Annotated in this window: 27 protein-coding genes; 15 read left to right on the top strand and 12 right to left on the bottom strand. The window is 72.0% G+C overall.

Annotation, left to right across the window (positions count from 1 at the left end):
* The first annotated feature begins 19 nt into the window (after nucleotides 1-19).
* Nucleotides 20-1,018: an adenosine deaminase gene (locus ACFY2K_RS09640; RefSeq protein ID WP_387710519.1), complete on the top strand. Its 999-nt coding sequence runs from the start codon at nucleotides 20-22 to the stop codon at nucleotides 1,016-1,018.
* Between the two features lie 18 nt (nucleotides 1,019-1,036).
* Here the strand turns inward: ACFY2K_RS09640 and ACFY2K_RS09635 are convergent, their stop codons facing one another.
* From ACFY2K_RS09635 to ACFY2K_RS09615, 5 genes are all read right to left on the bottom strand, one after another.
* Complete coding sequence (locus ACFY2K_RS09635; protein WP_387710517.1) at nucleotides 1,037-1,594, bottom strand: dihydrofolate reductase family protein; 558 nt, start codon at nucleotides 1,592-1,594, stop codon at nucleotides 1,037-1,039.
* A 105-nt stretch (nucleotides 1,595-1,699) separates the two neighbouring features.
* Nucleotides 1,700-2,335, bottom strand: a complete 636-nt coding sequence (locus ACFY2K_RS09630) for a vitamin K epoxide reductase family protein (RefSeq protein WP_380528354.1) — start codon at nucleotides 2,333-2,335, stop codon at nucleotides 1,700-1,702.
* Nucleotides 2,332-3,117: a DsbA family protein gene (locus ACFY2K_RS09625; RefSeq protein ID WP_380528352.1), complete on the bottom strand. Its 786-nt coding sequence runs from the start codon at nucleotides 3,115-3,117 to the stop codon at nucleotides 2,332-2,334. The genes ACFY2K_RS09630 and ACFY2K_RS09625 overlap by 4 nt, the downstream gene beginning before the upstream one ends.
* Nucleotides 3,118-3,205: 88 nt before the next feature.
* Entirely contained in the window at nucleotides 3,206-3,883 is a 678-nt protein-coding gene (locus tag ACFY2K_RS09620) for a hypothetical protein (protein WP_387710515.1), read from the bottom strand.
* A gap of 80 nt (nucleotides 3,884-3,963) precedes the next feature.
* Entirely contained in the window at nucleotides 3,964-4,461 is a 498-nt protein-coding gene (locus tag ACFY2K_RS09615) for an SRPBCC family protein (protein WP_387710513.1), read from the bottom strand.
* A gap of 348 nt (nucleotides 4,462-4,809) precedes the next feature.
* Here ACFY2K_RS09615 and ACFY2K_RS09610 point away from each other — a divergent pair, with 348 nt between their 5' ends.
* The gene (locus ACFY2K_RS09610) at nucleotides 4,810-5,667 is read left to right on the top strand and encodes an Fpg/Nei family DNA glycosylase (RefSeq protein ID WP_387710511.1); all 858 of its coding nucleotides are present in this window, start codon (nucleotides 4,810-4,812) and stop codon (nucleotides 5,665-5,667) included.
* Between the two features lie 37 nt (nucleotides 5,668-5,704).
* Here the strand turns inward: ACFY2K_RS09610 and ACFY2K_RS09605 are convergent, their stop codons facing one another.
* Entirely contained in the window at nucleotides 5,705-6,565 is an 861-nt protein-coding gene (locus ACFY2K_RS09605; protein WP_387710509.1) for an SAM-dependent methyltransferase, read from the bottom strand.
* A 468-nt stretch (nucleotides 6,566-7,033) separates the two neighbouring features.
* Between ACFY2K_RS09605 and ACFY2K_RS09600 the strand changes: the two genes are divergently transcribed.
* The 4 genes from ACFY2K_RS09600 (at nucleotide 7,034) to ACFY2K_RS09585 (ending at nucleotide 10,808) form a co-directional block, all read left to right on the top strand.
* Nucleotides 7,034-7,642, top strand: a complete 609-nt coding sequence (locus tag ACFY2K_RS09600; protein ID WP_375894945.1) for a polysaccharide deacetylase family protein — start codon at nucleotides 7,034-7,036, stop codon at nucleotides 7,640-7,642.
* 167 nt (nucleotides 7,643-7,809) lie between these two features.
* Nucleotides 7,810-8,139, top strand: coding sequence for a hypothetical protein (locus ACFY2K_RS09595; RefSeq protein WP_380643665.1), 330 nt, complete (start codon nucleotides 7,810-7,812; stop codon nucleotides 8,137-8,139).
* Between the two features lie 112 nt (nucleotides 8,140-8,251).
* Nucleotides 8,252-9,124: a sulfurtransferase gene (locus tag ACFY2K_RS09590; RefSeq protein ID WP_380643663.1), complete on the top strand. Its 873-nt coding sequence runs from the start codon at nucleotides 8,252-8,254 to the stop codon at nucleotides 9,122-9,124.
* Nucleotides 9,125-9,290: 166 nt separating this feature from the next.
* Nucleotides 9,291-10,808: a M1 family metallopeptidase gene (locus ACFY2K_RS09585; RefSeq protein WP_387710507.1), complete on the top strand. Its 1,518-nt coding sequence runs from the start codon at nucleotides 9,291-9,293 to the stop codon at nucleotides 10,806-10,808.
* A 47-nt stretch (nucleotides 10,809-10,855) separates the two neighbouring features.
* Here the strand turns inward: ACFY2K_RS09585 and ACFY2K_RS09580 are convergent, their stop codons facing one another.
* The 3 genes from ACFY2K_RS09580 to ACFY2K_RS09570 form a co-directional block, all read right to left on the bottom strand.
* Nucleotides 10,856-11,665: an aminoglycoside N(3)-acetyltransferase gene (locus ACFY2K_RS09580; RefSeq protein WP_387710505.1), complete on the bottom strand. Its 810-nt coding sequence runs from the start codon at nucleotides 11,663-11,665 to the stop codon at nucleotides 10,856-10,858.
* Nucleotides 11,666-11,835: 170 nt separating this feature from the next.
* The gene (locus tag ACFY2K_RS09575; RefSeq protein WP_380528335.1) at nucleotides 11,836-12,804 is read right to left on the bottom strand and encodes an NAD-dependent epimerase/dehydratase family protein; all 969 of its coding nucleotides are present in this window, start codon (nucleotides 12,802-12,804) and stop codon (nucleotides 11,836-11,838) included.
* A 95-nt stretch (nucleotides 12,805-12,899) separates the two neighbouring features.
* Nucleotides 12,900-14,237, bottom strand: coding sequence for a condensation domain-containing protein (locus tag ACFY2K_RS09570; protein WP_387710503.1), 1,338 nt, complete (start codon nucleotides 14,235-14,237; stop codon nucleotides 12,900-12,902).
* A gap of 215 nt (nucleotides 14,238-14,452) precedes the next feature.
* Between ACFY2K_RS09570 and ACFY2K_RS09565 the strand changes: the two genes are divergently transcribed.
* The gene (locus tag ACFY2K_RS09565; protein ID WP_387710501.1) at nucleotides 14,453-15,757 is read left to right on the top strand and encodes an MFS transporter; all 1,305 of its coding nucleotides are present in this window, start codon (nucleotides 14,453-14,455) and stop codon (nucleotides 15,755-15,757) included.
* A 61-nt stretch (nucleotides 15,758-15,818) separates the two neighbouring features.
* Here the strand turns inward: ACFY2K_RS09565 and ACFY2K_RS09560 are convergent, their stop codons facing one another.
* From ACFY2K_RS09560 to ACFY2K_RS09550, 3 genes are all read right to left on the bottom strand, one after another.
* The gene (locus tag ACFY2K_RS09560) at nucleotides 15,819-16,985 is read right to left on the bottom strand and encodes an MFS transporter (protein ID WP_380528330.1); all 1,167 of its coding nucleotides are present in this window, start codon (nucleotides 16,983-16,985) and stop codon (nucleotides 15,819-15,821) included.
* A 65-nt stretch (nucleotides 16,986-17,050) separates the two neighbouring features.
* A complete protein-coding gene (locus tag ACFY2K_RS09555; protein WP_380528328.1) occupies nucleotides 17,051-18,022 on the bottom strand; it encodes an LLM class flavin-dependent oxidoreductase in 972 nt (323 codons plus the stop codon).
* A complete protein-coding gene (locus tag ACFY2K_RS09550) occupies nucleotides 18,019-19,014 on the bottom strand; it encodes an FkbO/Hyg5 family chorismatase (protein ID WP_380528327.1) in 996 nt (331 codons plus the stop codon). The genes ACFY2K_RS09555 and ACFY2K_RS09550 overlap by 4 nt, the downstream gene beginning before the upstream one ends.
* A 323-nt stretch (nucleotides 19,015-19,337) precedes the next feature.
* Between ACFY2K_RS09550 and ACFY2K_RS09545 the strand changes: the two genes are divergently transcribed.
* The 8 genes from ACFY2K_RS09545 (at nucleotide 19,338) to ACFY2K_RS09510 (ending at nucleotide 25,401) form a co-directional block, all read left to right on the top strand.
* Entirely contained in the window at nucleotides 19,338-19,787 is a 450-nt protein-coding gene (locus ACFY2K_RS09545) for a MarR family winged helix-turn-helix transcriptional regulator (RefSeq protein ID WP_375894915.1), read from the top strand.
* Between the two features lie 298 nt (nucleotides 19,788-20,085).
* Nucleotides 20,086-21,552, top strand: coding sequence for an AMP-binding protein (locus tag ACFY2K_RS09540; protein WP_375894913.1), 1,467 nt, complete (start codon nucleotides 20,086-20,088; stop codon nucleotides 21,550-21,552).
* Nucleotides 21,549-21,815 carry an acyl carrier protein gene (locus ACFY2K_RS09535; RefSeq protein ID WP_375894910.1) on the top strand — a complete coding sequence of 89 codons (267 nt, stop codon included), beginning with the start codon at nucleotides 21,549-21,551 and terminating at the stop codon, nucleotides 21,813-21,815. Before ACFY2K_RS09540 ends, ACFY2K_RS09535 begins: the two co-directional genes overlap by 4 nt.
* Before the next feature lie 105 nt (nucleotides 21,816-21,920).
* Nucleotides 21,921-22,295, top strand: coding sequence for an ectoine synthase (locus ACFY2K_RS09530; RefSeq protein WP_375894907.1), 375 nt, complete (start codon nucleotides 21,921-21,923; stop codon nucleotides 22,293-22,295).
* Between the two features lie 203 nt (nucleotides 22,296-22,498).
* A complete protein-coding gene (locus ACFY2K_RS09525) occupies nucleotides 22,499-23,617 on the top strand; it encodes an acyl-CoA dehydrogenase family protein (RefSeq protein ID WP_387710498.1) in 1,119 nt (372 codons plus the stop codon).
* Between the two features lie 17 nt (nucleotides 23,618-23,634).
* Nucleotides 23,635-24,309, top strand: coding sequence for a transglutaminase family protein (locus tag ACFY2K_RS09520; RefSeq protein WP_380525428.1), 675 nt, complete (start codon nucleotides 23,635-23,637; stop codon nucleotides 24,307-24,309).
* Nucleotides 24,310-24,319: 10 nt separating this feature from the next.
* Nucleotides 24,320-25,129 carry a maleate cis-trans isomerase gene (locus tag ACFY2K_RS09515; protein ID WP_380525427.1) on the top strand — a complete coding sequence of 270 codons (810 nt, stop codon included), beginning with the start codon at nucleotides 24,320-24,322 and terminating at the stop codon, nucleotides 25,127-25,129.
* Entirely contained in the window at nucleotides 25,126-25,401 is a 276-nt protein-coding gene (locus ACFY2K_RS09510) for a DUF6253 family protein (protein ID WP_375894897.1), read from the top strand. Before ACFY2K_RS09515 ends, ACFY2K_RS09510 begins: the two co-directional genes overlap by 4 nt.
* The last annotated feature ends 173 nt before the right edge of the window (nucleotides 25,402-25,574 follow it).

The following is a 25,574-nucleotide window of genomic DNA, read 5'->3' as shown; positions in this document are numbered from 1 at the left end:
CAGCTCGGACAGATCGCACATGCCGCTTCCCAAGGCCGAACTCCACCTGCACATCGAAGGCACCCTCGAACCCGAGCTCGCCTTCGCCCTCGCCGCCCGCAACTCCGTCGAACTGCCGTACGCCGACACGGAGGAACTGCGGAAGGCGTACTCGTTCAGCGACCTGCAGTCCTTCCTCGACCTCTACTACGCGCTGATGGCCGTGCTGCGCACCGAGCAGGACTTCGCCGACCTCGCGGACGCCTACCTGGCCCGGGCCGCCGAACAGGGCGTGCGGCACGCGGAGATCTTCTTCGACCCCCAGGCGCACACCGCGCGCGGGGTGCCGCTCGGCGTGGTCGTGGACGGCCTGACCCGCGCGCTGTCGCGCAGCGAGCAGCGGTACGGCATCAGCACCCAGCTGATCATGTGCTTCCTGCGCGACGAGTCCGCCGACTCCGCCCTGGACACCTTCGAGGCCGCCCGCCCGTACTTCGACCGGATCGCCGGCATCGGCCTGGACTCGGCCGAGGTCGGCAACCCGCCCGCGAAGTTCCGCGAGGTCTACCGCCGGGCCGCCGAGGCCGGGCTGCGCCGGGTCGCCCACGCGGGCGAGGAGGGCCCGGCCTCGTACATCACCGAAGCGCTGGACGTGCTCGGCGTGGAACGGATCGACCACGGCCTGCGCTGCCTGGAGGACGGCGAACTCGTCGCCCGACTGGTCCGCGAGCAGATCCCGCTGACCCTCTGCCCGCTCTCCAACGTCCGGCTGCGCTGCATCGACACCCTCGCCGACCACCCGCTGCGGGAGATGCTGGACGCCGGCCTGCTGGTCACCGTCAACTCCGACGACCCGGCCTACTTCGGCGGCTACGTCGAGGACAACTTCCGCGCCGTCCGGCAGGCCCTGGCCCTCGACCAGGAGACCCTGCGCCGACTGGCCGCCAACTCCTTCCGGGCCTCCTTCATCGACGACCGCCGCCGCGCCGAACTCCTCGCCGAGGTCGAGCGGTTCACCTTCGACCCGATCGACGGCTGACCGCCCGCCGGCCCTGCGTCAGTCCAGCGGCGAGGGCCCGCTGCGGGCGTAGCGCAGCAGGGTCACGCCGTTGGTGAAGCGGTGGGTCTCGACCGGGGTGAGCGGGACGGGGCGGTCGGTCGGGCGGAACAGCAGGGTGCCGCGGCCGAGGACGACGGGGTGGACGAGGAGGCGGAACTCGTCGATCAGGTCCTGGGCCAGGAAGGAGGCGGCCAGGTCGGCGCCGCCGAGGGCGAGGTTCCCGCCGGGGCCGACGGCGAGGGCGGCGACCGTGCCGGGGGTGACCTCGCGGACGACGGTGGTGTTCCAGTCGGCGTGGTCGAGGGTGCGGGAGAAGACGGTCTTCGGCATGGTGCGCCAGATCTCCGCGAACTCCGCGACCGGGCCCGCGGCGGCCGGGTCCTGGTCGGCGGTGGGCCAGAAGGCGGCCATCAGTTCGTGGGTGCGCCGGCCGGAGAGGAAACCACCCATGCGGACGAGTTCGCGGTTCATGTGGGCGTGCACCTCGTCGTCGATGAGCTGCCAGCCGAGGTCGTGGTCCGGGCCCTCGAAGTAGCCGTCCACGGACACGGACATGAAGAGGACGATCCTGCGTCGCATGGCGGCCTCACCGGGGGAGGGCCCCCGCCGTCCGCTGCCCGTTCCCCGGGGTGGGAGCGGGCAGCTGGCGGCGGACGGGCGTCAGATCAGGGTGCTCCAGTAGTACCAGAACCGGTTGAGCACCAGCAGCGCGATCACCGCGTACCAGAGCACCGGGACGACCCAGTGGTAGCGCACGGCCTCCCGCACCACCGTCCGCGCCCTCGGCCCGACCGGGATCACACCGGAGCGCAGGTTGTGCAGGGTGGTGTACCAGAACAGCGGGATCATCGCGGCCCAGACCACCATGCAGTACGGGCAGAGCGCGCTGATCCGGTACAGCGCCTGGTACATCAGCCAGGTCACGAAGCCGATCCCGAACACCGTCCCGGCCTGGAGGCCGAGCCAGAACCAGCGCCGGAACGACGCCCCGGCCAGCAGCCCGGCGCCGATCGCGATCACCACGCCGAACGCGACCAGGCCGATCAGCGAGTTGGGGAAGCCGAAGGCCTCCGCCTGGTCGCTGCGCATGACCGAGCCGCAGCTGATGATCGGGTTGATGTTGCAGCTGGGGACGTACGACGGGTCCTTGAGCAGCCGGATCTTGTCCAGGGTGAGGACGGCCGAGGCGAACAGGCCGACCGCGCCGCCGAGCAGGAGCAGCCAGGCGAAGGGGCGGCTCGCACCGAAGGTCCGCGTGGTGGCGGCGGCGGGTACGGCCTGGGCGGGCGGCGTCACCCGGTCACCTGCTTGACCAGGGCGGTGAACTGCTCGGGCGAGACGGCCTTGCCGTTGGTCAGGACGTCCAGCTTCTTGCCGTCGAGCTTGACGGTCGGGGTGCCGGTGACGTCGCTCTTGTTGAACTCCTCGTTCACCTTGGCCGCCCACGGCGCGTAGGTGCCGTCCTGAACGGCCTTCACGAAGGCGTCGGTCTTGAGGCCGGGCACCTGGCCGGCCAGGTCCAGGATGTGGTTGACGTCGCCGAAGTCGTCGCTGCGCTCGTCCGGCTGGTTGGCGTAGAGCACGTCGTGGAAGGCCTTGAACTTGTCCACGCCCTCGTTCAGGGCGGCGCCGGCGGCGGCCAGCGCGGTGCGCGAGCCCTTGCCGCCGAGGTTCTTGTCCAGGAACGTCGCGAGGTGGTACTCGATCTTGTAGGTGCCGTCGTCGGCGAGCTGCTGGACGGCCTTGCCGGTGGTCGTCTCCAGCTGCTCGCAGAACGGGCAGCGGAAGTCCTCGTAGACCTCCAGGGTGTGCGGGGCGTCGGCCTTGCCGTAGGTGATCACGGTGCCGTCGGTGCCGCTCGCGTTGGCGGGGACGACCAGCGGGCCGCCGGCCCCGGCGGTCGAGGAGGAGCCGCCGACGGCGAAGGCGACGCCGGCCGCGAGGGCGAGCACGGCGACGGAGGCGCCGCCGACCACCACCCGGCGGCGGACCCGGTCGGCGCGCTGGGCCTGGGCGCGGGCCTCGCGCATGCGCTCGGTGGCGTTGGTCTTCCGGTCGGTCTTACGGGCGTTGCTCATGGGGTGTCGTCCTGTGCTCTCGGGTGCGCGGGCGCGTGGCGCTGGGCGCTGGGCGTGGCGGGGAGCGAGGACCGTCGAGGGGAAGCGCTCAGACGGTCAGGGCGAACACCGGGGGGCCGCGGCGGACGGCCGGGCGGACGACCGCGTCCTCGGCGGGGACCAGCACGCGGCTGGCGCGGGGGAAGGGCGCCCGGAGCACCGGGCGGGCCGGGACGGGGGCGGTCAGCAGCCGCAGCCAGCGGGCGGCGGCCGGGAGGTGGCGGTGCAGGAACTCGCCCAGCGTCCGGAGGGCCCGGGTGAGGCCGCTCAGCGCGGCGTCCGCGCGGTGCAGCCAGAAGGCCCCGGCCAGGGCGATCACGGTGTGCAGGAGGAGCAGCACGAGGATGCCGGTCTGCTCGGACACGCCGTGGCCGAGCAGGAACCCGCCGAGCGAGCCGCCGCCGCAGAGCAGCGGGCGCAGGCCCTGCCCGGCGTCGGGCGGAAGGGACGGGCAGGAGCGCTGGGCCAGGTCGAACAGGGCGCTGACGCCGAGCTGGAGGGGGAGGAACGCCGCCGCGATCGCAGGGTAGCCGCGTTCGCGGCCGGCCAGGGCGAAGGCCAGGACGAAGACGGCGGCCGAGGCCAGGCCCATCGTTCCGACCGGCAGCGAGCGGCCGGTGACCAGCACCTGGCCGAGCCCGGCGAGCAGCACGACCAGCGCGGCGAAGACCGCCGCGCGGAGCGTCCTGGTGACCGGGCCGATGTCCATGGCATCCGAGTCTGCCACAGGTTGAAAGTGGAACGGTCTGGTCGGCTGCGGGCTGTGAAGAGCCTCACCGGCCTTGCTGAGCTGGGCTTATGTGGTTCTTACGGGGTGTGGGGGTTCCCGTGGGGGTGGCCGTCGGGGCTTGAGGCGGAGTGGCCGTTTGCGGTGGTCACCCGGGCTTCGAGGATGTCTCGGAAGTGTTCGAGGTCTTCGCGGACCGTGCGCTCGATCGCTCCGGCCTGGGCGAAGCCGCGAGGGCCGCCGAACTCGCGGTGGACGGCCTCCGGGTCGTACTCCAGCCGGATCTGGAGGCGGGTGTGCTCGGGGTCGAGGGGGAGCAGGGCGAAGGCGCCGCTCAGGTGGACGGAGTCCAGGGTCCGCCAGGCCATCACCCGGCCCCGGCCGCGGTCGGTGATCTCGGTGTCCACGGAGCGTTCGGCGCCGTGGATGCGGATCGCGAGGTGGGCGTGGTTGCGGCCGTGGGGGTGGGCGGTGCGGACGCCGTCGACGAACCGGGGGTACTCGTGGACCCGGTGGAGTTGCTCCCAGGTGGCCAGGGCGGGGGCGGTGATGTCGATCTGTTCCTCAAGGGTGGTCATGGGGTTTCCTCCGGAACCAGGGTGCGCTTGGTCGGGGGGTGGGGCAAAAGGGGGCCGCTGCGCGGGGCTGGGGTGTGGGGGTGGGCTTTCGGGAGGGTGGGTTGGTCCGGGGGCGGTTCCGGGGGTGGGTGCTCCGGCGGCTGGGTGATTTTCCGACCGCCGACCCTGTGGGCACGTGGCTGGGCGCCGTGGGCGGTCTGAAAATCACCCGTTACGCCGCTCTCCGCACCCACCCCCTCCACCGCCCCCTCCCGCAGCGCGTCCCTCTCGCCTGGGTCGGGTGGGGAGGTGGGGGTGGGTGCTGTGGGTGGGTTGGTGCGGGTTTGGGGGTGGGAGGAGACTGGGCGCATGCCGGAGTTGCCCGAGGTTGAGGCGTTGAGTTCCTTCTTGGCTGCACGGGTGGTCGGGCGGGAGATCGCGCGGGTGCAGGTGGTGGCGATCAGTGCGTTGAAGACGTACGACCCGCCGGTGGCTGCCTTGGAGGGGCGGGTCGTGGGGGCGGTGGGGCGGCGGGGGAAGTTTCTGGACTTCGAGGTGGGTGGGGTGCATCTGGTGGTGCACCTGGCGCGGGCGGGGTGGGTGCGGTGGAGGGATTCGTTGCCGGTGGAACCGGCGAAGCCGAGTTCGCGGAACCCGTTGGCGGTGCGGGTGGGGTTGGAGGGTGGGGACGGGTTCGATCTGACGGAGGCGGGGACGAAGAAGGGGCTCGCCGTCTATGTGGTGCGGGATCCGGTGGAGGTGCCGGGGGTGGCGAGATTGGGGCCGGAACCGTTGGATCTCGGGGTGGAGGAGTTCGCCGGGTTGTTGCGGGGGGAGCGGCGGAGGTTGAAGGGGGTGTTGCGGGACCAGACCGTGTTGGCGGGGGTGGGCAACGCCTACTCGGACGAGGTGCTGCACGTGGCGCGGATGTCGCCGTACAAGCTGGCGTCGAGCTTGACGGAGGAGGAGACGGCGCGGTTGTACGAGGCGTTGGGTGACACCTTGCGGGACGCGGTGGAGCGGTCGCGGGGGCTGGCGGCGGGGGAGCTCAAGGCGGAGAAGAAGGTGGGGATGCGGGTGCACGGACGGACCGGGCTGCCGTGTCCGGTGTGCGGGGACACGGTGCGGGAGGTGTCCTTCGCGGACTCGTCGTTGCAGTACTGCCCGACGTGTCAGACCGGGGGGAAGCCGTTGGCGGACCGGAGGATGTCGCGCTTGTTGAAGTGACGCGCCCGGGTGGGGTCACCCGGGCGCGTCGGTGGTGTCAGCGCTTGATGGCGACGCCGCCCCAGTAGTAGGCGGCCTTCGGGTCGGCCGGGGGCTCGCCGTCGGGGCGCCAGGCGAGGACGGGGGAGAGACCCGGCTCGACGAGGTCCCAGCCGTCGAAGAAACGGAGCACGTCGTCGTAGCCGCGCGGGACGAGGGTCATTCCGCCGGCCCGGGCCGCTTCGGCGACCTTGCCGACGGCCTCCGGGGCGAAGTCCGCGGTGGGGGTGGTGAGGGCGATGCAGCTGCCGGAGGGCAGGGCATCGCGCAGGGCGGCCACCCGGCCCCAGGGGTCGTCCTCGTCGGCGATCAGCATCAGGACGGCGATCATCAGCAGGCCGACCGGCTGGGTGAGGTCGAGGGTGGAGGTGAGCGCCGGGTCGGAGAACAGTTCCTCGGGCTTGCGCAGGTCGGCGTGGATGTAGGTGGTGCGGCTGGCCGGGCTGGAGACCATCAGGGCGCGGGCGTGGGCGAGCACGATGGGGTCGTTGTCGACGTAAACGACGCGGGTGCCCGGGCTGACGGCCTCGGCGATCTCGTGGGTGTTCGGTGAGGTGGGGATGCCGGTGCCGAGGTCGAGGAACTGGCGGATGCCGTGCTCCCGGGCGAGGTGGCGGACCGCGCGCCCCTGGAAGGCGCGGTTGGCCTTGGCCATCTCCTTGACGCTGGGCACGGCCTCCTCGATGGCCTGGCCCATGGCGCGGTCCGGCGGGAAGTTGGTCTTGCCGCCCAGCCAGTAGTCGTAGACGCGCGCGGAGTGCGGAGTGGTGGTGTCGACGCCGAAACGTTCCCACTGGCTCAGCTCGACGGCGTCCTCGTCCTGCGGGCCCTGCTGGGGGAAGTCCTGACTTGTCGTCATGGCCACGTCCTCTGATGGCAGATCATCACACTGGGGAAGGCACAGCGTAGCGGCCATGGGGGGAATGAGGGGAAGGGGTGTCGGTAGGTCGGTGGGATGGGGGTGCTGTGGGCTGTCGGAGTGGTGATCGGCGCCCGGGGGGAGGGGTGCTGACCAGCGGGGCAAGCATCCAGAATGCTGTCTGATCGTCAGATTACTTCTTCGGTGACCACTCGGGTCACCTCGCGCAGGCTGCTGATGGTAGCGGCCGGGATGTCGTTGCTCGGCGGTGCCGCCGCCTGCAAGAGCCCCTGGGGTAACGGGGGTGTCGCTGCTCCGGAGGGGGTGACGGAGGTGCTGGCGACGGAGGTGCCGGGGGCGCCCGGGGCTTCGGTTTCCTCGCCGACGCCCTCGCCGGTGCCGCCATCCGCCACTCCGTCGGCGAGTCCGGCGGCCAGTGCGGCGCCGAGTGTCCAGCCCGTCCGCAAGGTGCTCAGCGATGCGGAGAGCAAGCCGGTCTACGACCTGGACCCGGCCCAGCGGGTGGTGGCGCTCACCATCGACGACGGGCCGGATCCCAAGTACACGCCCCAGGTGCTGGCCCTGCTCCAGCAGCACGGGATCCGGGCGACCTTCTTCCTGATCGGCGAGAACGCCGTCGAGCACCCGGCCCTGGTGAGGGAGATCGCCGACCGGGGCCACCACATCGCCAACCACACCTGGACCCATCCGGACCTGCGGCACATGTCGGAGAGTCAGGTGCGGGACGAGCTGGAGCGCACCAGCGACCTGCTGCACCGGACCACCGGGCGGCTGCCCACCTGGTTCCGGGCGCCGGGCGGGGACTTCTCGCCGGTGTCGCTGCGGGTGGCCGCCGAGATGGGGCTGCGGAACATGGCCTGGTCGATCGACCCGAGGGACTGGTCCCGGCCGGGGACGTCGTCGATCATCGACACGGTCCTGAAAGAGGTGCGGCCCGGGTCGATCGTGCTCAACCACGACGGGGGCGGGGACCGCTCGCAGACGGTGGCGGCGTTGAAGGCGTACCTGCCGGTGCTGATCGATTCGGGGTATCTGTTCACGGCGCCGCCGAATTGATATCGGAAAGTCGGAGAATAGCGATGGGTGGGACAGGTGGCGGCTTTGGCTCTTAAACCACTCGAATGGGTGGATTGGAAGAAGCGTTTCTGCGGATTTTCGGCCTCTAGGGTGATCTCGCACTAGTTCGCCGGGTACGTCGAGTACCACCTGAAAGGCTCTCTCCCATGCGTCTCCGCAATGCTGTTCTTGCCGTCGCCAGCGCTGCCGCCCTCGTCCTCGCCGTCCCGATGTCGGCCAACGCCACCACCGGGGATTTCCTCTACAGGGTCGGCCCGCTCCCCGGCGTCCAGACCGGGCTGGCCGACCCGGAGGGCCGGGTGTGCATCAACGTTCCGGAAACCGGGAACGCGCCGGCCTACGCGCCGGAGAACTTCACCACCTCGACGGCCACGGTGTTCCTTGAGACCGACTGCGACGGTGACGTCTTCTATGTGATGAACCCCGGCAAGAAGCTCGGCAACAAGCTGAAGTTCCGCTCGGTGATCTTCTCCTGAGCCGGGTGGCCCGGGTCGGGTGGTCGGCGTAGCGTCGAACTGTCCGGCCCGGTCGCCGGTGCCTCGTTGTGCCCGGGTGCCGCGGTCCGGGTAGAGCGAAGGAGGGTCTGGGATGACCGGCAACGGTTACGCGCACCCTGAGGCGTTGGTCCGCACCGAGTGGCTGGCCGATCACCTGGACGACGGGACGGTCCGGGTGGTCGAGGTCGACGAGGACGGCAGTGCCTATCAGCGGGACCACATCCCCGGGGCGGTGGGGTGGAACTGGACCACCGATCTGCACAGCCAGGTCGGGCGGGACTACGCGGATCGCGACGGTGTCCAGCACCTGTTGCGGGCGGCCGGGGTGGAGGAGGATACGACGGTCGTCCTGTACGGGGGCAACAACAACTGGTTCGCCGCGTACGCGTTCTGGCTGTTGCGGCTGCGGGGGTTCGGGCCGGTGAAGCTGCTGGACGGCGGGCGGAAGAAGTGGGAGCTGGAGGGGCGGGAGCTCACCCACGAGGTGATGGACTACCAGCACTCGGGGTACCGGCTGACCGGGCCGGAGCGGCCGGAACTGCGGGCGCTGCGGGACGAGGTGCTGGCCAAGGCGGAGGTGTTCGCCAAGCCCGGTGCGGACGCGGTGCTGGTCGATGTCCGGTCCCCGGCGGAGTTCCGCGGGGAGCTGATCGCGCCGCCGCACCTGCCGCAGGAGCAGGCCCAGGTGCCCGGGCACATTCCCGGGGCGGTCAACGTGCCCTGGTCGCAGGCCGCGAACGACGACGGGTCGTTCCGCTCGGCGGAGGAGCTGCGGGCGCTGTACGGCGGCAAGGGGGTCGGGGAGGAGCGGGAGGTGATCGCCTACTGCCGGATCGGCGAGCGGTCGGCGCATACCTGGTTCGCGCTCACCGAGCTGCTGGGGTACCCGCACGTCAAGAACTACGACGGCTCCTGGACGGAGTACGGCTCGCTGGTGCGGGCGCCGGTGGTGCTGGGGGCCTGAGGGGGCCCGGGGGCGGTGCGGTACGGGTGGGGCGGGTGACGGGGGTGGGGCGGCGTGATTTCGGCGCGTTTCTTTTCATGAACATCTCACAATTGGGGAGTGGACTGCGGGCTGCCGGGACAAGGATCGATCCGACCCATCGATCCGGTGATCCTGGAGGACCACGTTGCGCAAGAGGCTGATCGTCTCCGCCGCCAGTGCCCTGAGCCTGTTCCTGGCCGTCCCCGCCTCGGCCGCCGACTTCCAACCCGGCGCGGCCGGGATCGGCGACCCCTACTACCCGACCTACGGCAACGGCGGCTACCGCGTCTCCCACTACGACATCCGGTTGAAGTACCAGCCCGCGACCGACGAGCTGGAGGGCACCACCACGATCCTCGCCACCGCGACCCAGGACCTCTCCCGGTTCAACCTCGACTTCGCGCTGAACGTCTCCGAGGTACTGGTCAACGGGCGGGCGGCGGCCTTCGCCACCAGCGGTGAGCAGGAGCTGGAGATCACCCCGGCCCGGCCGCTGGCCAAGGGCAGCCAGGCCACCGTGGTGGTCCGCTACAAGGGCGTGCCGTCCACCGTGAAGAAGTACGGCTTCACCGCCTGGCACCGCACCCCCGACGGTGCCGTGGCGGCCGACGAGCCCGAGGCCGCGTGGTGGTGGTTCCCGAGCAACGACCACCCGAGCAACAAGGCCACCTACGACGTCTCGGTGCTGGTGCCGGACGGCAACCAGGTGATCAGCAACGGCGTGCTGACCGGGACCAGCTCGAAAGCCGGCTGGACCCGTTATAGCTGGCGGGAGAACAAGCCCCAGGCGACCTATCTGGCGACGTTGGCGGTCGGGAAGTTCGACATCACCACCGACACCACCGCGAGCGGGCTACCGGTCTACAACGCGTACAGCAAGGACCTCGGCGAGAACGCGGACGCGGCCCGGGCCAGCGTCGAGCGCACCGGTGAGCTGGTGGACTGGCTGAGCGGTTACTTCGGCGACTACCCGTTCAGCTCGGTCGGCGGCTATGTGCCCAACGTCCCGACCGGCTACGCCCTGGAGACCCAGACCCGGGTCTTCTACAGCCCCAAGCAGTTCGCCAAGGGCACCAACACCTCGGTGGTCGTGCACGAGCTGGCCCACCAGTGGTACGGCGACAGTGTCTCGGTCGCGCACTGGAGCGACATCTGGCTGAACGAGGGCTTCGCGAGCTACGCCCAGTTCCTCTGGTCCGAGCACGAGAACGAGGGCACCGCCCAGGAGCTGGCCGACTACATCTACGCCTCGCACCCGGCCGACGACCCGTTCTGGAGCGTCAAGCCGGGCGACCCGGGCGCGGACAACCAGTTCTCCAACGCGGTGTACGACCGGGGCGCGGTGGCCATCCAGGCACTGCGCAACACCGTCGGGGACGAGAAGTTCTTCAAGATCCTCAAGGGCTGGCCCACCGAGCGCAAGTACGGCAATGCGACCATCGCGGAGTTCCAGGCGTACGCGGAGAAGGTGTCCGGGAAGAAGCTCGGGGACCTCTTCAAGACCTGGCTGTTCACTCCGGGCAAGCCGGCCGTCGGACCGGTGGTGCCGGGGGCACCGGCCGCCGCTTCGCTGGCGCCGGGGGCGCGGGACGACGTCAAGGCGCTGGTGGAGCCGAAGTCCTGGAAGAAGATCCAGGACGCCCACTCGGTGCACGAGCACTGACACCCGGTGGGGTGAGGTGACGGGCGTGGCCCGGCCGGAGGGCCGGGCTACGCCGCTCCGGGGCCGTCCGCCGCGAGCAGTTCGGTGAGGCGGCGGACGGCGAAGGGTATGAGCTCGCGGACCGGGACCAGCCGGCACGGCGCGCTGCCGACCAGCACCTCGCGGATGCCGGCCAGCTCCTCGAACTCCCGCCCCACGACCGGGAAGTGGGTGTCGTTGTCGTTGCCCACGTCCGGGGTCTCGATCCACACCCGCTCGCCCTGGATCGCCATCGGGAAGCGGCGGAGCTTGAGCCGGCGGTTCGGGGCGAAGGTCTCCGCGTAGTGCAGGAAGGTGTTGCGGTTGTGTCCGACGCCGACCAGCAGCACGTACCCGCCGAGGTCGTGCAGGGCGCCGAAGGGCGACTCCCGGCCGACGGCCCAGCCGAGCGAGCGGCGGGCGGTGACCTCGCGGGCGTGGGCGCCGACGGCGGCGACCGAGGCCTGCGGGTGGGTGCTGCGCAGGCTCTCCGGCAGGCTGCGCAGGGCCTCGGCGATCGCGCCCATCGGGGAGGGCAGTCCGGGGTGGAACAGCGGGACGGCGGCCCGCAGTTCGGCGATCTCGGGGGTGGGCCGCCCGGCGTGGTCCGGTGCCGGGTCGCAGACGACGGAGCCGGTGAAGGCGGGCGTGGCCACCGTGCCGCCCGGCCCGACGGCCTCGCGCAGGCTGGCGACCACGGCCGCCGCCCCGCCCTCGACCCGGCCGAGGCTGGAGAGCGAGGAGTGCACGATGACCGCCATGCCCGGGCGGACGCCGACCCGGTGCCAACCCTCCACGAGGTCGGCGGCGGTGAGCGGGCTGGTGCCCGGTGTGGTCATGGTCCCCCCCTGGTGGTGGTGCGTAGGGCTGATGGGCGTGCTGGTGCATTCGTACCGGTGTGGTGCGATTGTTCGGGCCCGACCCTATCGGGTGGCACTGACAATCGGTCAGGAGGGGGGTGCCGTGCGTCAGTCCACGGCCCCGGAGCCCGTCCGCTCCGGGGCGCTGGTCAGCGGGCGTCGTGTGCGGCCAGGACCAGGGCCTCCTGCTCGGGGGTGAAGCCGTGCCCCAGCGGCGGTTCGCCGCGCTCGCGGTCCCAGGCGAGCACGTCGGCCGCGGTCACCGCGAGCGGGGTGGCGGGCAGCCCGGCGGCGCGCGCCCGGGACGGGTCGCGCTGCTGGCCGGGCCAGAGGGGTTCGGCCCGGACCAGCGGGAAGAACGGCGGCGGGGCGGTCTCCGGGGGGACGGGCACGAGCTCGATCCCGGTGCCCGCGACCTCGGCGCAGGTGGCGATCAGGCCGCCCAGGGTGGTCGGTTCGGCCGGGCCCACGGCGTGGAAGGCGCCCGGTCGGCCGTCCTGGAGCAGCCGGAGCACCAGCCGGGCCAGGTCGCGCGAGTCGACCACCTGGACGGGCTGTTCGGGGCGCCCGGGCAGGGCGATCCGGCCGCCGCGGGCCGCCCGGCGGGCCCAGTACGTCAGTCCGCGCTGCTCGTCGTGCGGCCCGGCCACCTTGCCGGGGCGCACGATCGTCGCCCGGTCGCCGTAGCGGGCGGTGACGTCCTGCTCGCAGGCGACCTTGAGCCGGCCGTACGTCTCCTCGGACAGCTCCTCGGCCTCGCGCAGCGGTGCGCGGAGCGGGGCGGACTCGTCGGAGTGCGGGGCGAGCCCGGACCGTTGGTAGACGGCGTGGCTGGAGACGAAGAGGTAGCGGCCGACCCGGTCGCCGAGGGCGGTCATGGCCTGGTCGACCTGGCGGGGGCGGTAGCCGGTGACGTCCACCACGGCGTCCCACTCGCCCGTGCGCAGGGCGGCGTAGTCGCCGGTGTCGCGGTCGCCGCGCAGGTGGCGGGCTTCGGGGAAGAGGCCGGGGTTGGTCCGGCCGCGGTTGAACAGGGTGACCTCGGCGCCGCTGCGCAGGGCGTCGGCGGCGATTGCGCGGCCGACGAAGGAGGTACCGCCGAGTACGAGGATCCGCATGGATTCCAGGGTAGGGCCCGGGGTCAACCCGTTTGTGCGGTCTCCTCGTGGGCGCACCGCCCCCGGTGGTCGGGGGCGGTGCGGGCGGGGCCGGGTCAGCGGTGGGCGGCGGCCTCGGTGAGGATCAACTCCTCGATGCCGTAGAGGAACCGCTCCATCGCGGGGCGGGGGAGGACGGCCGGGTCGGCGGTCATGGCGAGGCTCAGTGCCTCGGGGGACTGCAGGGCGTCCAGGGCGTAGGTCAGGCCCGGGCGGGGCTCGAAGTCGACCGGCCAGCTGAGGGTGGTGCCCTCGTCGCCCGGGGCGGGTGCGGCCGGGAGCAGGTCGCGGGTGTCGTTGAAGACGCAGGAGCGGTCGGCGAGCGGTACGCCCTCGGCGGAGAGCTGCTCGACCTCGGCGGCCAGGGCGAGCTTGTCGTAGTAGGCGTGCCGGTAGGTGCCGATCGCGGCGGAGTGGGTGCGGCGGACGACCTCGCCGAACTCGGCGGTGGCGTCGGGGAGGTGGAACAGTCCGTCGCCCGCGACCACGCTCACCGCGTTGGTCAGCTCGGGCAGGAAGCGGTTGTTGACCACGACGTTGAGCACGGCCTCGGTGGTGCCGGCGAGGCGGGCGGTCATCGTGGCGGTCGCCGCCAGCAGGACGGAGGAGGTGCTCACCCGGTGGGTGGCGGCGACCAGTTCGACCGCGCCGGGCAGGGCGGGGGAGCGCAGGACGGCGTTGGGGAAGTCGGCGGGGTGCTCGGTCGCGGGCGGCTCCGGGAACAGCCGGGGCGGGGCGAGGCGGAGCTTGCGGACGAACTGCTTGCGGGCGCCGGTGTCGCGCTTGCGGCCCCGCTCGGAGGTCTGGAACTCGGCCTCCTCCAGGGGCTGTCGGGCGGGTGTGCGGAGCCCGGCGAGTTGGCTGGGGGAGTGCCCGAGGCTGAGCGCGGTCAGGTCGGCGACCAGGCGGTTCATCCCCGCGCCGTCGACGGCGGTGTGGGAGAGCGCCAGGCTGATGTGCCGGGCCAGGCCGTCGGCCGTCACCACGCCGACCCGGAGGGGCCACTGGGTGGCGGTGTCGAAGGGGCGTCCGGCCAGGTCCCGGTGCAGTCGCCCGCCGGCCTCGGTCGGGTCCTCGCCGTCCGCCAGCGGGTGCACCTCGACGGTCAAGGTGCCGTCCGGGTCGACGACTTGGCGCAGGGTGCCGTCCGGGGCGGGCAGCAGCCGGGTGTGCAGCGAGTCGTGCAGGTGCAGCAGTCGGCCCAGGGCGTCGAGCACTCCGGGCAGTGGCAGGCCCGGGTCCAGCGGGGCCGCGGTGGCGATGGTGTAGCGCGGCACGTCGGCCGGGGGGAGTCGGCGTACGGCGTCCCAGATGGCCCGTTGGCCCCAGGTGGCCGGTCCGGTTCCGGACCGGCCGGACGAGAACGCGATCTCCAGCAGTTGGCGTGTGGTCACCGTGTGGCTCTCCAGGGTGCGGTCGTTCGGTGCGTCGGTGCCGGTGCGTCGGGAGCGCGGGTGCTGCTGGGGAGAGTGTGGCGCACGGTCCGCCGGGCGTCGAGGGGGTGGCCGGCCGGCGGGCGTCCGGTATGCGGGACCGGGGTTCCATGACTATCTCGACATGAAGTATCTTGATGTCGAGATTGACGGTGGACGCGAAACGAGGACCTTTCATGCGGGGGAACGGACTGTGGTCGCAGCTGCGGCGGCCGCCGGGCGGGCGGGACGCCCGCGTCATGCTGCTGGCCCAGGGCGTGGACCGGACCGGCACCGGGGTGTGGGCGGCCGCGTCCGTGCTGTACTTCACCTATGTCTGCGGCATGGACGCCGGGCGGCTCGGCCTGCTGCTCGGGGTGGGCGCGGTGGCCGGGATCATCGGTTCGCCGCTGTCCGGACGGGCCGCCGAACGCTTCTCGGTGCGCGGGCTGCTGATCGGCTGCCACCTGCTGCGGGTGGCCACCATGGCGCTGCTGCTGGTGGTCCAGGACTTCACCGCGCTGCTGGTCTCGGTCGCGCTGACCTGCCTGGCCGAACGCGGCGCCAAGACCCTGGAGATGCTCTTCGCCACCCGGGTCGCGGGCGAGCGGCGGGCCACTTACCAGGCGCTGTTCCGCAGCGTGGCCAACGGCGGCTATGCGGTCGGGACGGGCGTCGCGGCGATCGGCCTGGCGTTCGGCACCACCACCGCGTACCGGGCGCTGATCGTGGCCAACGCGCTCTCGTACCTGCTGGCCGCCGCCCTGATCCGGCGCACCGAGGAGCCGGCCGGGCGCGGTCTGGGCGCTGCGGCGGCGGAGGCGGAAGCGGGGGCGAAGGCGAAAGCGGAGGCGTCCGCCGCCGGGGGCGGCGCCGTGCCGAGCCCCTGGCGCGACCGCGGCTACCTGCTGTTCGTGCTGCTGGACCTGCCGATGTGCCTCGACGACTCCGTGCTCAACGTCGGCCTGCCGCTCTGGCTGATCCACCACACCGACGCGCCGCACGCCGTGGTGCCGGCCTTCCTCACCCTCAACACCGTGCTGGTGGTGGTGCTGCAACTGCGCGTCTCCGGTTGGGCGGAGCGGCCGGGCGGGGCGACCAGGGCGGTCGGCTGGTACGGGGTGACGCTGCTCGCGAGCTGCCTGCTGATCGCGCTCTCCACCGGCGGCGGCCCGCTGACCGCCTCGCTCGCCCTGCTGGCCGCGGCCGCGCTGGTCACGCTCGCGGAGCTGATGCGCTCGGTGAGCTCCTGGGAGCTGGCGGTCAGCCTGGCGCCGCCGCGGGCCCGGGCCTCCTACCTGGGGGTGGCGGGGATGTCCCAGTCGGTCCAGAAGTCGGTGGGGCCGGTGCTGCTGACCGGTGTGGTGATGGCCGCCGGCCCGGTGGGCTGGCTGGCGCTCGGTGCGGCGTCCACCGGTCTCGCCGCGCTCCAGCGCCGGGCCAGCCTGCGCCGCCTCGCGGCGCTGGCCGTGCCGGAGCGGGTGCCCGTGGCGGTCGGCTGACCGCCACGCGGACCGCGGGGGCAGCCCGCCCGCCGCGATCCGGCCGCAGCGGGCGGGCCGTTCAGGAGGCCGGCACCTTCGAGGGCTCCCGTACCTCCTCGACGGGGGTGCGCGCCCGGAGGGTGCCGACCAGGAGGGCGCCGGCGAGGGCCGCGGCGCCGGTGAGGGAGGCGAACACGGTGGAGGAGGTGGCGATCCCGGCGGCGTCGCTCAGGTAGCCGGTCAGGATGGGCAGGATGCCCGCGAACAGGTAACCGCCCGCGCTGAGCGCCGCGTTGGCCTCGGCGAGCCGGGTCGGGACGACTTCCGTCCCCAGCCGGGAGAAGCCGCCGTACTGGCCCATGCCCTGCCCGACGCCCGCGGCGACCGCGGCGAGGGTGAGCAGGGCGAGGGAGTGGGCGCGGACGGCGGTGGCGGTGCCGAGCATGGCGACGCCGGTGACGACGCCCGCGATGGTGAGGATCCGCCCCAGCGGCAGGTTCCGGATCGCGAACTGGACGCCGGTGGAGGCGCCGAACATCATGAAGCCGATCCCGCCGGTCACCAGCCGGTTGCCGGTGTGCAGCAGGGAGGCGAGCAGGATCGGCCCGAGCGCGAGCAGCAGGGACGTCCCCGTCATGCCGGGGATGTAGACCAGCAGGCTGGTGGCCAGGCCGCGGCGGTTGACCCGGGGGACGGACGGCAGGCGCAGCCACCCCGGCGCGGGTTCCTCCCGGGAGACCGGCACGGGCGGCAGGTGGAGGGTGTACACGACCGCCAGGGCGGTCAGGAGCAGGACCCCCTCCAGGACGAAGACGGTGACGGTGGGGGCCGTCCAGTACTGCGAGACGCTGCCCCCGAGCAGGGGGCCGGCGGCCAGGCCGGTGCCGATGGCCACCGATCCGGCGAGGACCGCCTGCGGGCGCCGCCCGGGGCCCCCGACGTGGGAGACCGCCGCGGTGCCGGCGGAGAGCACCGCGCCGACCGCCACGCCGGTGAGCAGCCGCGCGACGATCAGGGTCAGGACGTGGGTGGCCGTCATGAACAGCGCGCAGGAGACCAGTCCGGCGACCAGGGCGGGGGCCAGCACCCGGCGGGTGCCGTACCGGTCCGCCAGGGCGCCGGTGAACGGCAGGGCGAGCAGCAGTCCGCCGATGTACGCGGCGAAGATGACCGTCGTGGTGCCGGTGGAGAAGCCGATGCGGTCCTTCCAGAGGGCGAGCAGCGGGGTGGGGATGTTGGACAGCATGAACACGGCGGTGATCGGCCACGCCGCCGCCCACACCGCCCACCCCGGCGCCTGGGACCGGCCGTTCACAGCTCGCGCAGGAGCGGGAGGAGCTCCTGCGCGGTCCGCCGGACCGCGTCGCGGTAGGCGGCCTCCGTCAGCTCGGCGGTGGGCAGGCGCAGGATCAGGTGGCGGGCGCCGTTCTTGACGTACTGGTGGAGCCAGTCGGCGACCTCCTGCGGGGTTCCGCCGAAGATCCCCTGGGTGGTGCGCATGGTGGTGAGCGGGAGGCCGTAGTAGGCGCGGAAGTACGACCAGAGGGTCTCCTCGGCCTGCTCCCGGGTGCGGTCGACCGCGACGGAGAGGTAGACGGAGCCGGTGACCGCCTCGGCGGGGCGGCCCGCCTCCTCGCGCGCGGCGGTGACCTGCTCCCAGCCCGCGCCGTAGTTCTCGGGGGTGGTGGAGGTCGGCATCCAGCCGTCGAAGCCGCGGCCGGCCCGGCGCAGCATCTGGGGGCCGGAGTGGGCGATCCACAGCGGCGGGCCCTGCGGCTGGTGCGGCAGGGGCAGCAGGGCGGCGTCCTGGAGCCGGTAGTGCTTTCCCTCGTAGGAGACGGGCTCGCCGCGGGCGGCCCAGAGTGCCTGGCAGATCTCGACGGTCTCCCGCATCCGCCCGAAGCGAGTGGCGAAGTCCAGCCCGTAGTTGGCGAATTCGCGCTCGGTCGCGGGGGAGGCGAAGCCGGAGCCGATGCCGGCGATCACCCGGCCGCCGGAGATCCGGTCCAGGCAGGCCAGTTCGTGCGCCAGGTGGACGGGGGCGCGCAGCGGCATCAGCACGGCGGTGCCCAACTGCACCCGCTCGGTGGCCGAGGAGGCTGCGGCGAGGGCGAGCAGCGGGTTCATCCGGGAGCGGGCGAGCGGGGATTCGCCGGCCCAGATCGAGTCGAAGCCGGACTCCTCGGCCAGGGCGGCGATCGAGGCGAGGTTGGCCGGGTAGGGGCCCTCGTCGACGACGGCCTCGCGGCCGGGCAGGACGATGCCGACCTTGAGGGCGGTCACTGGTCCCACCCCACGGCGGGGACGAGGCCCTCGATCTCGACCAGGAGGTCGTCCCGGCAGACGGCGACGTTGAGGTACTTCACCTCAGTACCCAGACCAAGTGTCTCCTCACAGACAGCGCGTACCGCCGGAACATCGTCTTCATGTCGCACGTAGGCCTTGATCATCCGTAGGTCCTTGAGGTCGTGTCCCGCGTCGATGCCCTGGGCCGCGAGGTTCTCGCGGGAGATCAGGTGGGCGATGTTGTCCAGGGTCTCCCGGGTCTGGCGCCGCACGTCGCCCGGGTGGACGGTCTCGTGGCCGAGGATGGACGCGGTGCCGGAGACGTAGAGGGTGTCGTCCAGGAGCGTGGCGCGGGCGAAGCTCGGCGACTTGGGACCGTACTGGTCGGGGTAGTGGTAGGCGGAGGTCTGCCGGCTGTTCTCCAGGTGGCGGGGCACGCCTCTTCTGGTCGCCAGCAGGACGAAGGCTATGCCGCGGCCCTGGGTGCCGATCCCGGTGGCGGCGGGGAGTTGGGCGGTGGTGTCGCCCATGTAGGTCTGGAAGGCCTGGGCGCGGCCCTGGACGAAGTCCCGGTAGACCTCCATGCCTTCGGCGTTGGCGCCGAGGATGTCGCCGACGAAGTTCCACATCCGGAAGACGTGGCCGTAGTCGAGGTGGTTGACCAGGGCGAAGGCCTTCTCGTACATCTCCCGCACCGGTGGGGTGTAGACCGACTGCTCGGGCAGGAGGCCGGCGACGAAGAGGTGTCGGCCGTCGTGGGCGTAGGCGCTGTCCTCGCGCAGGACCCAGCGCGGCCGTTCGGCGACGGTCCACACCTCGCGGAAGGCGTCGCCGTTGGTGACCGCCATCGGGATGGTCAGGTCGGGGTGGCCGTGCTCGACCCGGGTGAGGCCGGTGGCGGCGCCGTAGGTCACGGTGGCGAGGACGTGGCGCCCCGGCTCCGGGGACGGCGGCTGGGCCGCGGAGGCGAAGTGGGCACGGATGCTCATGTCAGCAGGTTCCTTCGGTGCGGCAGGCGGCGCCGTCGTCGGCGACGTCCTGGTGGGCCTGCGCGTCGAGGATCGCCCCGCGCAGGTGCTGGGGCTCGGGACTCCCTCGAAGCGGGTGTCGCCGATGGGGACGGGGGCAGGAGCGGTGTGTGGCGGGGCCGAGGCGGCCCGCGCTCCTGCGGTGGCGCTGAACAGGCAGAATGTTTGCTTGTACGTGCAATGAACTGCGCTTGGGGGACCCACGGAATAAAAATCGGGGGCGCCAGGATCTTGCATGCGCATGTACTCTTCTGTCAAGCAACACCTCTGCAAGGGAGGCATTTATGGCAACCTCACCGCACGCGCCGCTGCGCAGCTCCGACCAGGCAGCCTGGGGGCGGGTGCTGACGCTCCATTCGTTCGTGGAGCGGGAGCTGGCCCTGGCGCTCCAGCGCCAGCACGGGATCGGACTGTCGGAGTACCGGTCCCTGGAGCACCTGCACCACTCCTCGACGAGCGAGCTGCGGATGCAGGACCTGGCCGACCGGGTCGGCCTGGGGCAGTCGTCGGTGACCCGGCTGGTGGGCCGGCTCGAAACGGCCGGCTTCGCCTTCAAGGACCTGTGTCCTTCGGACAAGCGCGGGGTCTACGCGGTGATCACGGACGAGGGGCGCCAGCGCTACCAGGCGGCGCGGGCGACCTACGCGGAGGTCCTCTCCTCCGCGCTGAACTCCTTCACCGCAGACCCCGAACTGGGCCCCACGGTCCAGGCCCTGCGCGCGACCCAGGTCTGACCCGTCGCCCCCCCGGCGCGGCACAGTGGTCCGGTCCCGGGCTCCCCCCGGTCCCGGACGGCTGTGGCGCGCCGGCGTGGCGCCTCCGCCCGCCCATCCCGGCCCCGAACGCATTCCGCGTTCGGGGTCTTTTGCTTGGTCATGCAAGTCTGGTGGTCTGCGTCACACCCACTTCGGCAAGTGCATGCTTGACCAAGCATGGACTTCGCCCGGTACGGTCTTCCTCGACACCGCACGAATTCGAACAGCCGATCGGTACCCGTTACCGGCGGCTGAGCCGACCGCGAGGAATCCCGCCGTGCCATCGTCCCGCTTGGCCGAGACCGTCGCCGCCCACGGCGACGAGCGGCCCCACCACATCGCGCTCCACTTCAACGACCAGGCCGTCACCTACGGCCGGCTGAACGACCTGACCCGCAGTCTGCGCAAGCACCTGTCGGCGCTGGACCTCCCGTCCGGCGGCACGGTGTGCGTGCCGGCGCACAAGAACCCGCAGACCGTCGCCCTGCTGCTCGCCGTCGCCCAGGAGGGCCTGGTCGCCCTCGCCCCCTCCCCGGACCTGGGCAGTGCCGCACTGGAGCGCCTGGCGCAGCAGGCCAGGGTCTCCCACCGGCTCACCGCGACCGCCGACGGCGCGCTCGCCGCGGCGCCGGTACCGGCGGACGAGGCCGAGGCGACGGGCTTCGCGGTGCCGGACCCGGCCCGGACCAGGCTGCTGCTGACCACCTCGGGCTCGACCGGCACCCCCAAGATCGTGCCGATCGAGACCGCCGGGTTCGACGCCTTCGCCGACTGGGCCGTCAGCGAGTTCGCGCTGTCCGCCGAGGACACCGCGCTGTCCTACGCCCCGCTCAACTTCGACCTCGCCCTGCTCGACATCTGGACCTTCCTGCAACTGGGCGCCACCGTCGTCCTGGTGGAGCAGCAGCGGGCCACCGACGCCGCCCACCTGGCGGGGCTCGCCGCCCGGCACCGGGTCACCTTCGTCCAGGGCGTGCCGATGGTGTACCGGCTGCTGCTCGACCACGGCGGCACCTTCCCCGCCGTACGCCACGCGATCTTCACCGGTGACCGGATGCCGGCGGACCTGCTCGCCAGGGTCGCCCCCGCGTTCCCCGGGGCCGCCTTCCACAACGTCTTCGGCTGCACCGAGACCAACGACTCGTTCATCCACCGGGTCGACCCGGCGGCGACCGGGCCGATGCCCGTCGGCCGCCCCATCCGGGGCACCGAGGCCGTGGTCGTCGACTCCGACGGCCGGCGCCTCGCCACGGTCGGCACCGGGGAACTCCTGGTGTCCACACCCTTCCAGACCACCGGCTACCTGCGCCGGGAGCTCAACGACGCGGTGTTCACCCAGCTGGACGGCCGGGTCTTCTACCGCACCGGCGACATCGTCACCCGCAACACCGAGGGCCTCTACTTCCTGGAGGGGCGCGCGGACTGGCACGTGAAGGTCAGGGGCGTGCGCACCAACCTCCAGGAGGTGGAGACCGTGATCGCGGCCCACCCCGACGTCGCCGAGGCCGTGGTCGTGCCGCTTCCCGACCCGGAGGCCGGTGTCCGCCTGCACGCCCACGTCGCCCAGCGCCCGGGCAGCGCCCTCACCACCCTGGGCCTCCGCGCCCACCTGGGGCGGGAGTTGCCGCGCCACGCCATCCCGGCCTCGGTGCACCTCACCGCCCTTCCGCTGCCCCGTACGTCGACCGGAAAGCCCGACCGGAACCTGATCAAGCAGACCCGTCTGAAGGAGACCACCGCATGAGCAGCACCGCCATAGCCGCCGAGGTCCGCGCCTACGTGGTGGACCAGTTCCTGGCCGGCGAGGACGTATCGGACCTCACCGGCGACTACGACCTAATCGAGTCCGGAGTCATCGACAGCCTGGGCCTGGTGCGGATGCTCGCGCACTTCACCACGGCCTACCGGATCCCCGTCGACGACATCGACTTCGGCCCGGACGACTTCCGCACCCTGGACGCCATCGCCGCCGTGATCACGGAGCACAGCCCGGCCGTGGCCGCCTGACCACCCCGCAAGAGCCGCTCCACCCCGCAAGAGCCGCACACCCGCAAGGCCCGTACCTCCGCAACACCCGTAGTTCCCACCCTATTCCGAAGGAGAACCACAGAGATGTTCACCCGCAGCCTCGATGATGTCGCCCCCGTCGAGTGGGGCAACGGCCTGAGCACCCGCCTGCTGACCAAGAGCGACGGGATGGGCTTCGCCGTCGCGGACACCCTGGTGCGCAAGGGCACTTCCAGCGCCCTGCAGTACCGCAACCACCTGGAGGCCTGCTACTGCATCAGCGGCTCCGGTGAGGTCGTGGAGCACGACGGTACCCGCCACAAGATCGTCCCGGGCACCATCTACGTCCTCAACCAGCACGACCCGCACCACCTGGTGGCCTCGGCCGACGAGGACCTCCACCTGGTGTCGATCTTCAACCCGCCGATCAACGGCGACGAGAAGCACGTCCTCTCCGAGGACGGCTACTCCCAGTACTGAGCCGCCGATCAGCCGGCGCCCCACCGCCGGCCGGTCGAACCGGTCCCGGCGCGGAGCCCCGCACGGCTCCGCGCCAAGACCGGACCCGGCCCGGCCACGCGCCGCCCCGAGCCCGTGGCCGGGCCGGGCCGTGGCACCCCGCCACGGCACGACCCCGATCCTCCGCAGCACGACCGACCCCGGAATGGACCCCAGGACCCCCCATGGACGATGACCTCTTCGACCTCACCGCCCCGTGGGCGGAGCAACTCAACGCCAACACCAGCGAGTTGGACGCGGCAGGCGAGTTCCCCCACGACAAGTGGAAGGCCCTGCGGGAGACCGGACTCCTGCGGGTGCACTTCGCGCCCGAGTTCGGTGGCGCCGGGCACGGCCTCACCCGGACGATGCGGGCCCTGGAGGGACTGGGCCACACCTCCCGGGACGCGGGCCTGTCCTTCTCCGCCTCGACCCAGATCGTGTCCGTCGGCGTGCCCCTGCAACGGTTCGCGACCCAGGAGTTGAAGGAGAAGTACCTCCCGCGGATCATGTCCGGTGAGCTGATCACCGCCCACGCGATCACCGAGAGCTCCGGTGGCTCGGACGCCATGAACCTGGCCAGCGTCGCCCGCCGCGACGGGGACCACTACGTGGTCAGCGGCGACAAGATGTTCATCACCAACGCCCCGGTCGCCGACCTGTTCCTGCTCTACGTCCGCACCGGGAAGCCCGGCCCCTTCGGCCTCACCACCCTGCTCGTCGAGGCCGGCACCCCCGGCCTGACCGTGGGCCCCGCGATGGACAAGATCGGCCTGCGCACCAGCCCGATCGGCACGCTCTCCTTCGACGAGCTGCGTGTCCCGGTCTCCCAGCGGGTCGGGCAGGAGGGCTCCGGCTTCCGGGTCCTGGACTACGTGATGAAGCGCGAGGTGCTCTTCGGCTTCTCCATCACCCTGGGCGAGATGACCCGGCGGGTGGAGGAGACCATCGCCTTCGCCAAGGAGCGCCGCCAGTTCGGCCGGCCGATCAGCTCCTACCAGGGCATCTCCCACAAGATCGCGGACATGAAGATCCGGGTGGAGACGGCCCGCAAGTGGCTCGCCGACACCGGCGCCAAGGTCGAGCGGAACGAGGACGCCGCGTTCGACCTCGCGGCCACCAAGACGGTGGTCTCCGAGGCCAACGTGCAGACCGCGCTCGACGCGGTGCAGATCCACGGCGGCCGCGGCGTGCTGACCGAGTACGGCGTCGAGCGCGACCTGCGCAACTCGATCGCCGGAACGATCTACTCCGGTACCTCCGAGATCCAGCGCAACCGGATCGCCATGCTGGCTGGACTCTGACCGACGGGAATCCCGACATGACCGACACACTGGACCACCTCACCCGCTCCACCGAGTTCCTCGACCACGAGAGCGACGCGGTGCAGGCCTTCGTCGACCACGCCGTCCGGGACCGTTCGGCGGACCGGCGCACCAACGCGATCGAGCTGTACTACGCGGTGCGCGACGGCGTCGACTACGAGGTCTACGGCGCCCCGCTCTCCCGGGAGGGCCTGCGGGCCTCCACCACCGCCACCACCAAGTCCGGGTTCTGCCTGCACAAGGCCGCGCTGTACGCGGCCGGGGTGCGCGCCCTGGGCATCCCCTCCCGGCTGGTCTACGGCGACGTGCGCAACCACCTGGCCTCGCCCCGCCTGCTGTCCCACATCGGCGGCGACGTGTTCTTCCACTCGCTCGCCCAGGTGTACCTGGACGGCAAGTGGATCAAGGTCACCCCGGTGTTCAACAAGCTGCTCTGCAAGCTCTACGGCATGCGCGCCCTGGAGTTCGACGGCGTCAACGACAGCCTCCACCACCCCCACGACGGCGGCGGCGCGATGGAGTTCCTGACCGACCACGGCAGCTTCGACGACCTCCCCTACGAGTTCGTCATCGAGACCATGCGCCGCAAGCACCCCAAGTTCCTCGACACCACGGGCACCGGCACCGTCCACGGCGGCCGCCTCGCCGAAGAGTCCACCCTCACCCGGTAGGAGAACCCCCATGACCAGCACCCCGCCGCCCGTCGACGGATGGGACGCCTCGACCCGGATCGGCGTGGTCGTGCCGCACGCCGACGTCGGCCCGGAGGCCGAACTGCAGGCCGTGGCCCCCGCCTCCGTCTCCGTCCACGGATCGCGCGTGCACTTCGCCGCCATGCGCGCGGGCGGTGAGATGGACGAGAAGATCCCGTACGACCCGATCCTGTCCTTCGTCCAGGCCCCGTACCTGGACCAGGCCGTCGAACTGCTCGCGGCCTCCCCGCTGCACGCCCTGACGCTCGGGTTCACCTCCTCCAGCTACGCGTTGAAGGCCCAGGGCGAACGGGAGTTGTACGAGCGACTGCTGCCCGTCACCCGGGGGCTGCCGATCACCGGCACCACCAAGGCCGCCCGGGCCGCGTTCGACGCCCTGGGCGCCCGCCGGATCGCGCTGGTGAACCCGCCGTGGTTCACCGACTCGCTCTCCGGCCAAGGAGCCGACTACTTCCGCGAGTTCGGCTACGAGGTGGTCCACCACGCCCCCTGCGGACTGCCGTCGAACCAGAAGGCCATCACGCCGGAGAACCTGTCGGCCTGGATCCGCGGCACGGTGGCGGAGCACCGGCCGGACGCCGTCCTGGTGGCCGGCAACGGCATCCGGGCGGTGGGCACCATCAAGCCGCTGGAGGAGGAGCTCGGGTTCAACGTCGTCACCGCGAACCAGGTGATCCTCTGGCACGCCCTCCACCTGGCCGGCGCCGCCGGGACCGCTCAGGAGATCACCGACTACGGACAGCTGTTCACCACGACCCCGAAGGACGGCCACGCGTGAGCCTGTTGGACGCACAGGCCTACGAGGCCGTCTTCGGGACGCCGGAGGGCGACACCTACCGCATCCCGCTGGTCTGCTGGCGGGAGGACGGCGACCACCTGTTCGGCGTGGTCCTGGTCAAGGGGCACCTGCGGCGCACGGACCAGCTGTCGGACTTCCTGCGGTACGACCGCCGCAACGGCTCGCGCGGGGACGAGGCGCCCGCGACGACCTTCGACCCGGCGACGGCGGACGGTCGGGTGGACGACTCGTACGTGCCCGCCATTCGGTGACGTCCGCCCATTCCGCGGCGTCCGCCATTCGGTGCCGCCCGTCCGTCGGCCGGCGGCGCCCGCGGAGGGTGCGGTCATTTGTGAAGTCCCGGTGAGATAACGGGACCCGGCGCTCCGCTTTTCCCGGCCGCCCGGCCGGTGCTCGACCCGCTTATCGCAATTCGCTATTCGGT

It is taken from the genome of Kitasatospora sp. NPDC001309 (assembly GCF_042896295.1).
Classification (GTDB): domain Bacteria; phylum Actinomycetota; class Actinomycetes; order Streptomycetales; family Streptomycetaceae; genus Kitasatospora.
Note: the sequence above shows the minus strand (reverse complement) of the source record. Positions and strands in the feature narration are given on the sequence as shown.

What these genes read in the sequence shown, in the direction of transcription:
- ACFY2K_RS09640 (WP_387710519.1), top strand. Translation starts at nt 20, where the DNA reads ATGCCGCTTCCCAAGGCCGAACTCCACCTGCACATCGAAGGCACCCTC.
- ACFY2K_RS09635 (WP_387710517.1), bottom strand. Translation starts at nt 1,594, where the DNA reads ATGTCCGTGTCCGTGGACGGCTACTTCGAGGGCCCGGACCACGACCTC.
- ACFY2K_RS09625 (WP_380528352.1), bottom strand. Translation starts at nt 3,117, where the DNA reads ATGAGCAACGCCCGTAAGACCGACCGGAAGACCAACGCCACCGAGCGC.
- ACFY2K_RS09615 (WP_387710513.1), bottom strand. Translation starts at nt 4,461, where the DNA reads ATGACCACCCTTGAGGAACAGATCGACATCACCGCCCCCGCCCTGGCC.
- ACFY2K_RS09610 (WP_387710511.1), top strand. Translation starts at nt 4,810, where the DNA reads ATGCCGGAGTTGCCCGAGGTTGAGGCGTTGAGTTCCTTCTTGGCTGCA.
- ACFY2K_RS09605 (WP_387710509.1), bottom strand. Translation starts at nt 6,565, where the DNA reads ATGACGACAAGTCAGGACTTCCCCCAGCAGGGCCCGCAGGACGAGGAC.
- ACFY2K_RS09595 (WP_380643665.1), top strand. Translation starts at nt 7,810, where the DNA reads ATGCGTCTCCGCAATGCTGTTCTTGCCGTCGCCAGCGCTGCCGCCCTC.
- ACFY2K_RS09590 (WP_380643663.1), top strand. Translation starts at nt 8,252, where the DNA reads ATGACCGGCAACGGTTACGCGCACCCTGAGGCGTTGGTCCGCACCGAG.
- ACFY2K_RS09580 (WP_387710505.1), bottom strand. Translation starts at nt 11,665, where the DNA reads ATGACCACACCGGGCACCAGCCCGCTCACCGCCGCCGACCTCGTGGAG.
- ACFY2K_RS09575 (WP_380528335.1), bottom strand. Translation starts at nt 12,804, where the DNA reads ATGCGGATCCTCGTACTCGGCGGTACCTCCTTCGTCGGCCGCGCAATC.
- ACFY2K_RS09565 (WP_387710501.1), top strand. Translation starts at nt 14,453, where the DNA reads ATGCGGGGGAACGGACTGTGGTCGCAGCTGCGGCGGCCGCCGGGCGGG.
- ACFY2K_RS09560 (WP_380528330.1), bottom strand. Translation starts at nt 16,985, where the DNA reads ATGCTGTCCAACATCCCCACCCCGCTGCTCGCCCTCTGGAAGGACCGC.
- ACFY2K_RS09550 (WP_380528327.1), bottom strand. Translation starts at nt 19,014, where the DNA reads ATGAGCATCCGTGCCCACTTCGCCTCCGCGGCCCAGCCGCCGTCCCCG.
- ACFY2K_RS09545 (WP_375894915.1), top strand. Translation starts at nt 19,338, where the DNA reads ATGGCAACCTCACCGCACGCGCCGCTGCGCAGCTCCGACCAGGCAGCC.
- ACFY2K_RS09535 (WP_375894910.1), top strand. Translation starts at nt 21,549, where the DNA reads ATGAGCAGCACCGCCATAGCCGCCGAGGTCCGCGCCTACGTGGTGGAC.
- ACFY2K_RS09530 (WP_375894907.1), top strand. Translation starts at nt 21,921, where the DNA reads ATGTTCACCCGCAGCCTCGATGATGTCGCCCCCGTCGAGTGGGGCAAC.
- ACFY2K_RS09525 (WP_387710498.1), top strand. Translation starts at nt 22,499, where the DNA reads ATGGACGATGACCTCTTCGACCTCACCGCCCCGTGGGCGGAGCAACTC.
- ACFY2K_RS09520 (WP_380525428.1), top strand. Translation starts at nt 23,635, where the DNA reads ATGACCGACACACTGGACCACCTCACCCGCTCCACCGAGTTCCTCGAC.
- ACFY2K_RS09515 (WP_380525427.1), top strand. Translation starts at nt 24,320, where the DNA reads ATGACCAGCACCCCGCCGCCCGTCGACGGATGGGACGCCTCGACCCGG.